At 39.0% G+C, this 6,883-nt stretch carries 7 protein-coding genes and 1 pseudogene; 3 read left to right on the top strand and 5 right to left on the bottom strand.

What is annotated here, in order from left to right; genetic code table 11:
* Nucleotides 1–196: 196 nt before the first annotated feature.
* From K5R16_RS21780 to K5R16_RS21770, 3 genes are all read left to right on the top strand, one after another.
* The gene (locus K5R16_RS21780) at nucleotides 197–388 is read left to right on the top strand and encodes an AlpA family transcriptional regulator (RefSeq protein WP_220740484.1); all 192 of its coding nucleotides are present in this window, start codon (nucleotides 197–199) and stop codon (nucleotides 386–388) included.
* Between the two features lie 79 nt (nucleotides 389–467).
* Nucleotides 468–731 carry an AlpA family transcriptional regulator gene (locus tag K5R16_RS21775; protein WP_220740482.1) on the top strand — a complete coding sequence of 88 codons (264 nt, stop codon included), beginning with the start codon at nucleotides 468–470 and terminating at the stop codon, nucleotides 729–731.
* A 162-nt stretch (nucleotides 732–893) separates the two neighbouring features.
* Nucleotides 894–1,460, top strand: a complete 567-nt coding sequence (locus K5R16_RS21770; RefSeq protein ID WP_220740480.1) for an inovirus-type Gp2 protein — start codon at nucleotides 894–896, stop codon at nucleotides 1,458–1,460.
* A gap of 296 nt (nucleotides 1,461–1,756) precedes the next feature.
* Here the strand turns inward: K5R16_RS21770 and K5R16_RS21765 are convergent, their stop codons facing one another.
* The 5 genes and pseudogenes from K5R16_RS21765 to K5R16_RS21745 form a co-directional block, all read right to left on the bottom strand.
* The gene (locus K5R16_RS21765) at nucleotides 1,757–2,893 is read right to left on the bottom strand and encodes a hypothetical protein (RefSeq protein WP_220740479.1); all 1,137 of its coding nucleotides are present in this window, start codon (nucleotides 2,891–2,893) and stop codon (nucleotides 1,757–1,759) included.
* A gap of 35 nt (nucleotides 2,894–2,928) precedes the next feature.
* Nucleotides 2,929–3,921 (bottom strand): hypothetical protein, encoded by a 993-nt coding sequence (locus tag K5R16_RS21760; RefSeq protein WP_220740477.1) that lies wholly within the window; start codon nucleotides 3,919–3,921, stop codon nucleotides 2,929–2,931.
* A gap of 24 nt (nucleotides 3,922–3,945) precedes the next feature.
* Nucleotides 3,946–5,082, bottom strand: a complete 1,137-nt coding sequence (locus tag K5R16_RS21755; protein ID WP_220740475.1) for an HNH endonuclease — start codon at nucleotides 5,080–5,082, stop codon at nucleotides 3,946–3,948.
* Complete coding sequence (locus K5R16_RS21750) at nucleotides 5,083–5,781, bottom strand: OmpA family protein (protein WP_220740473.1); 699 nt, start codon at nucleotides 5,779–5,781, stop codon at nucleotides 5,083–5,085.
* Nucleotides 5,781–6,883: pseudogene (locus K5R16_RS21745) on the bottom strand (hypothetical protein); the annotation flags it as partial. The gene K5R16_RS21750 and the pseudogene K5R16_RS21745, both read right to left, overlap by 1 nt.

Here is a 6,883-nt window from a genome sequence, read left to right as displayed (position 1 = left end):
AAAGTGCGCAAGATAAACTTAGTTAGATTATCTTGCGCATAAAAAATATAAAGATATCGCTATAAATATCAAATAACTAAATCATAAAAACTTATCTTGCGTGCTCACCTCTTTATCTTGCCCCCTTTTCAGTAATTCCTTTGTGATTATGCTCCGGCAAGATATGACAATAACTGAAAATTAATGAGGAAATACGATGAAAATAATAAGACTAAAAGAACTAACCGCAAAAACAGGCCTTTCCCGTTCTACCGTATATGAGTTGATAGCAAGTGATCAATTCCCTAAGCAGTTTCCACTAGGTCCAAGATGTGTTGGCTGGGTAGAGCAGGAGGTTGATGACTGGCTAACAGAGAAAGCAGCAAAGCGTAACCCAACTATCCATTAACCCTTAACTTAACTCTGTTTGCCCCTGAATGTAGGGGCAAGCTTCACTAACATAAGCACTTTTTAATATTGGAACAATTATGAACAATAGTAATGCTTGGTTACCTAAACATTTAGAGCAAGAAAACGTCAATCAAATAGATTATTGCAAACTCATCAGCCCCAAAAAAATGTCTAAGCTGCTTGGTATTCACCGAACGACGCTTGACCGATGGGTAAAAAATGGTGAGTTACCTGAACCTATCCGAGAAAATGGACGAGCCAAAGGCTGGAAATATAGCGATTACATAGAGTGGTTAACCATTAAAAGCAAGACAACACTACGAGTAAATCAACTCCACTAGCACTAGTCCAGGCCCTTAGCGGTACATAGAAGACCTAATCAGCCTTTATGCATTCCCAGGTGCTCTTTTTACCATAGAAATTCTGTATGAATCCCTGCATAGCCCTTTGGTGTAGTGCCATTGGGCAATGTTTTTTGCCGAAATACGACGGGTTTTATTATTATGCCCCTACCAAGACCTGACAATAATCAACCCTATGTGTATCAAGACCAAATTCTCCCTATCCAGAAACTAGCAGGAGGTGTCAATAAGCAGATTATGAATAACCTCATCAGTCAGATCAAAAATATGCAAAGTTTCTACTCTAGGTTATTGCTAGTGCGTGTCGATATTAACCTCTACCAATCGAGCGGTAAAAATACACTTATTAGCAAGTTCATGAGGCAGCTAGTCAGATCACTAGAGTCTCATTACAAATCTATCATTGGTTACTTCTGGGTCCGAGAACAAACCGCACCGGAAAACAATATTCATTACCACTGCTTCTTTATTCTTGATGGCAGGAAAGCCAAGAACTCTTTTGGGCTAAAACCACATATTGAACGTGCATGCTATCTATCAGCAGACATAAGCTATTACTTTCCAGATAACTGTAACTATGTCATTAACCGAAACGATACAAACAGCCTGTTGCTTGCCATCTATCGGACCAGTTACCTTGCCAAGAATAACACCAAAGAATTTACGCCTTCAGGAATTAAGCGTTATGGTTACAACAGGATAAATTAGAACTCAAACCTTAAACTTCACTGCAAGAAAATTGAGCGCTTTACGGTCAAAAAAATTAAAACCGATATTTGTGGAACGGTTCGGTTTTTGATCCAAAAAATCAAAAACCCGATAATTAAGTCATTAAACTATAATAAAATAAACAACAAAAATTAAAAAATAATCATCAAAAAAACGTCACGAAAATCGATCACTTTTATGCGCCATAGTCATCTCATAATTAAAAGACAAAATCGATACGCAAAAATGCCTAAATGCTATGAAAGCAATCCAAAAAGTAGCAAATTGCAAGACAATCAATTTATGTAACGTGGAAGGTCCGGATTAGCATCATAAAGTAGCTCTTTATATGATGCCCATTCAGCAAAATTTAGTTCAATGGAGTGGTGTTCCATATAAATAATAACGCTGGATTCATTTTGTTTATAACTAACCACCTTATCGGTATAGCTTGTTTCTTTATTGCCGCTTTTCACCGTTAGCAAAACATGCCCAGCAGTTTCATCTGTTTTTAGCTGCATACACAGCCCCCCGATTGATGACTCTCTGGAAAAAAGTCCTACATACTTGAATGCCTTTGAGGTATTTTTATCGTGAAAGAAATCCTTGAACAATTCACTTTTATCACCAAACCCCGAATCCATCAGCCCTTGCTGCGAGTATTCCAACCAACGTTCAAGAGCACTATCGATGCCAAATTGTTTATCCATTAGACCTTGTGAATACAATGCAGGGTTTGTAGTAAGATCTTCTGCATGGAATCGGCTATTGGAAATTAATGTACGTTCGGCTTCATTATTCGGGACACGATTAAGATCGACTAAATGCTTAAAACAAAGTGAACCGACAAACCTGCCAGCAATGTAGCAATTACGTTTCCAGGCTTGCGCGACACACGCTGCAATATCAGCACGACACTTCCAATATCCATAAATCCATAATTCGCAAAAGTAATATCGGTAAATTGGAAACTCACCTAGCTCGCCAACCTGCTCTCTCATCAATATCAATGCATCATACTCATCAGGCATTGACTCTGTGGTTAACAACCAGCCATCTATTTTATTTCCACCTGCATGTAACACAGCATCTAACCAATCACCAAACAGCTTAGGCTGCTTATAGAAATGCTTAAGCTCATATAGCTCTTCTGAACCACCTTCAAGCCAGTCAATACGGATGCCAAAGAGTGTTGCTGCCGCTTCTATAGTTTCGGTATCTAAGACCTTTAGAAGCTCTGTGTCGTCTTCTACTTGATGAAGGGTAAGATTATGGCCAAAGAAGCGAGGTATTTGCGCTCGAGCGACGCCATGCGCTTCAAACAAGTGAATGAACCGCTGTGCGGTATTAGTAACAACTGGCTCAGGGTTGCGCCATTTTTTGAATCTTTCTTTAAGAGAGAAGAATGCTTCTATGTCACCTAATCCAACCATGGATAATTACCCTTTTTAACTAAACCACAACACTATCAGTCAACTTTAATCACTTCAAAGCCGTATTGGCTAACTAGCTCAATTAAACGAGTTACACTTCCTATACTCCATTGGTTTGATATGGCAATAACTTCACCAGAATCTAATTCAATAAGGTCTTCATCATTTGAATGATATCGCTTCATTTTGCTATCAGTTACATCTGATATAGGTATAGCTATTCGTCGACGTATATCTTTATCAAATACTTTCAGTAAATCCGTTAAAGAATTCGGCTGCTTATCTTCAATCCAATCAGTCATAAGCGCCAAAGCTAGCTTTCTCTTATTGTATGTGAGCCCTTTATATTCAAATTTCGAATAATCACGCCCACCAGCTTGACTGCTTCGCTGTTCAGCCCGCTTCTCACGAAACTTTACCTGGTACTCTTCTGCTTCAGGAACAGGAATAATCTGTTCAGCATTAATTAAAATATCATCGTTATATTGATAAGGCGTTAGACGGACACAAGTTATATCAAGCTGCTTATCTCGTAACCAAAGCACTGAGGTTGTCAGCTCCTTACCAAAGTCGGCAGATGCTAAAACAATACGGACATCATTACCAAAATCGTCAATGTTACTCTCATCTAGATCGACAAAATCTAGAATAGCTTCTCGTGCATCTAACTCTAGCCCTTCAGTCTTAATATATCGGTCAAAATACTCGCAAGCCTTATCAAAGGTCATGTTCGCAATCATTGCAGCATAGCGAAGAGCTTGCAGCTCCATGTGCGCACCGACTTCATCACGCTTTAGCTCAATAACCACCAAATTAGCATTTTTGTCGATAGCTAAAAGATCGATACGACGACGGCTATCTTCCCAATCAGAGAACTCTTCTGCAATAACAAGACAATCTGGTGCTATAGCTTCGATACTTAGCTTTAATGCAGCTTGTAGGTCTCGACGTTCATGTAGACCAGTCTCAGCAAAAGTGGTTTTTTTAAGCGCCGTTAGGTTTTGATTAGAAATATTGTATAAGCTCAACTTAATCTCCTTTCTGTCTCGTACTTACCTAATTTTTGCCTGAAATACTTCAAAATTATTAAGTGCATCAAAGGCAGTAAATACATTCCAACCATAAGACTTCAGCGCTTTTGCATTTGACATGTTGATTAATACCGCAACCTTGCGCCTCGGCCAACAAAGATCAATTGCAATCATATTGCCGTTGTCATTAATAACGATACCTAGTTCAGCGCCTGGTAATCTGGTTGATTGACACTTTTGAAGGAGGCCATCTAATGCTGTATCAGCACATTCACGAATATTATTGTAATCAAACACATCAAATTTATTTTGTTCCCGACGCAGTTGATTGATTTTTAAAACATCTTCATTACTTACATAGATATGACCGTGGTGTGGCTGCTTCTTATGGCAATCAGCACATAGAACTCTTAAGTTATCAGGCCCATTATCAACCTTATTTCCATTGATATGGTGGGTATGTAATAACTTGGAATCGCTCTTTAATTCAACACCACATTGCTCACAAGTGTAATTTAACTCACTTCTTAACTTCGCTGAAATTGAAGGCCAGTCGGCAGTATAATTACTCGAAATGTTGTTACTACTCGCTGGTAAGCTCTTAAAGTAAGAGCTATAGACTTCGAAGAATTGTTCAAATGAAAAATCACTAAATACTTGGCTTTTTATTGCATAGCTCTGAGTTGCATATCCCTTGTAGTTTAGAATTTTTAAGCAGTTTTTACATACACCTAAATCAGCTTCTCCTTCAAGATCTTGCTTTAACTTAAAGTTACGTCCAAAAACAGGAAATAGCCCATCAATACGGCTAATGACGTCATATCGCTTAAAACGTCCTGTTTCTCTCATAAAATCCAGTGTTGAGCATTCAGCAACATGAATTCTGCGACCTAATTTACCGTCCTCTAAAACGAACTGAATTTCGTCACCTTGGTCAGGTATATAAAGCATAACTTGATGGCCGTCGTAATTTAGAATTCCGTTAGAACCATCAATATCACCAAGCTGAATATCCTTACCTAATATCAGTCCTTTGATTAAATGACTTCCAATACTTTCTAATTCATCTGCACGACTCGTTATTGAAAAGTCAGTCACCACTTTTCCAAGTGGCGCGACAGCACGGTGCAGAGCACTCAAATCAACAGTAAGCTTCACTTAGTTGCTCTCCAATATCCGCTTAATCTGAATATCTGCATTAGTAATGGCTCGAAAAGACACTCTCCGCGACATAGCAGCATCTTCAACACCATCATGGATAATCGCACGAGACGATGAAAAACCAACGGCGGCAATATTAGCCTTAATCCAATTAGCCTCATTTGGCATCAGTGCATAACCATACTCAAGCACTGAGCGCGTTCTACCTTGTGACAGGCGCATATTATAAAAGTAAGCCTGCGCTTCTGTAGAGCCGCGTAACCCAACACTAGATGTATGTCCTTCAATCCTTATTTCATCTAACGAATCACGATAAGGCGCTAAAACCATAATATAACGCGGGAAAAAATCATCTAAAATATCTTTATAAGCCTCACTTAATTTGGTTTCATTGTTAGCAAATAAAACATCCGGTGATTGAAAGTTAAATGCCAAGGTCTCTTTATCAATGGTAGCGCCCCATTTAGCGAGATCTTTTGCAAACTCGGTTTCTAGAGCCTCAAATATCGCGACCTGATTTTCCTGATAGGCAACAGCCACATCCTTAATCTTGTCGTTTTCCTTTTGGGTGATCATCATAAAAACGATGGCAATAAACAAAAATACCATCATCAAGCCAGCCATTAAATCAGAAACAGTCAACCAGTGGTCACCACTATCCTGATTAAGGTTTCTTGAGCCAAATATCTTATCCATTAGCCTACTCGCTGGTTAACAACTTCATTCATTGCTTGGGTTAATTTCACATAATCGTCAACGAATTTTCCACTGACCTGAGCCAACGCCTGCCCCATTTCATTCATCACTCGGTTGATTTCTTGCTGCATAGCCGTATCAATCAGTTTGAGTTGTGAATCAACTGCCTCACCAGTCAAACCAACTTGTTGTTTAACCTGTTCTTCCATAGCATCGAATGTGCGCTTAGCTTGATTGATCTGTTGTGCCGCGGCATCATCAATCACTTCATTTAGCCTTTGTTGTAGCTTTTCCGCAGACTTAATGACAGTGTCACGAACTTGTTCAGTATCAGTAACAAGGTTTTGATTGGCTTCTTTCATGGTTGAAGTTATATCTTTGGCATCAGCAACTAATTTTTCAATCATGTCGCGCATAGTGCTGTTGAGATCGCTTACCGCATCTTGTAAGTGTTGCTTAATAACTTCTGTTTGAGATTGCAACACATCGGAGCTAGTTTGTAAGCTCTGGTTAGTGCGAGCCGTATTATCAGTAAATTCATTGGCTGCAGTGTCAATATTTTTGCTGATCAGTTCAGAACTTTCGGTTAAGCGAGTGCCAACACTGGTAATGCCTTTTTCTGTTTCACTAGCAAATTTTTCAAGCAATGCATTTGATGTTTCTACATGTGCTTTTATATAGTCATCAGATTCAGTAAGAAGCGTTTTATAATGCTCGTTTGCTGTCGTTACTGCGGCAGAAATATCATTGACTGTATTTTGAACTTGCTCTCTAATCTCAGGTACCGCTTTAACCGCTTCATCACGCATCAACTTGAAAGCTTCTAGATGGCGCTCTAATTCAGCTAATTGATGCTGATTGACCTCCATAACGCCTTTCAACTCATTCATAGATTCAGGGATCACCTTGCTTTGCTCACTAATGTGCGCAACTGATGATTCAGTAGCCGTTATAGACTCAACACCTTGGGCATATTGCAACTGCATTTGCTCAAGTTGCAGCTTATAATTTTCTTGCCAATCAACTAACTTATGTACCGCCTCATTAAGCTGTTTAAAGTTTTCACCAAATTGTTCAGTTAGATTATTATTAAAGTCTGTAA

This window comes from Shewanella sp. c952 (assembly GCF_019654975.1).
GTDB lineage: Bacteria > Pseudomonadota > Gammaproteobacteria > Enterobacterales > Shewanellaceae > Shewanella.
This window is presented reverse-complemented; position numbering and strand designations above follow the sequence as displayed.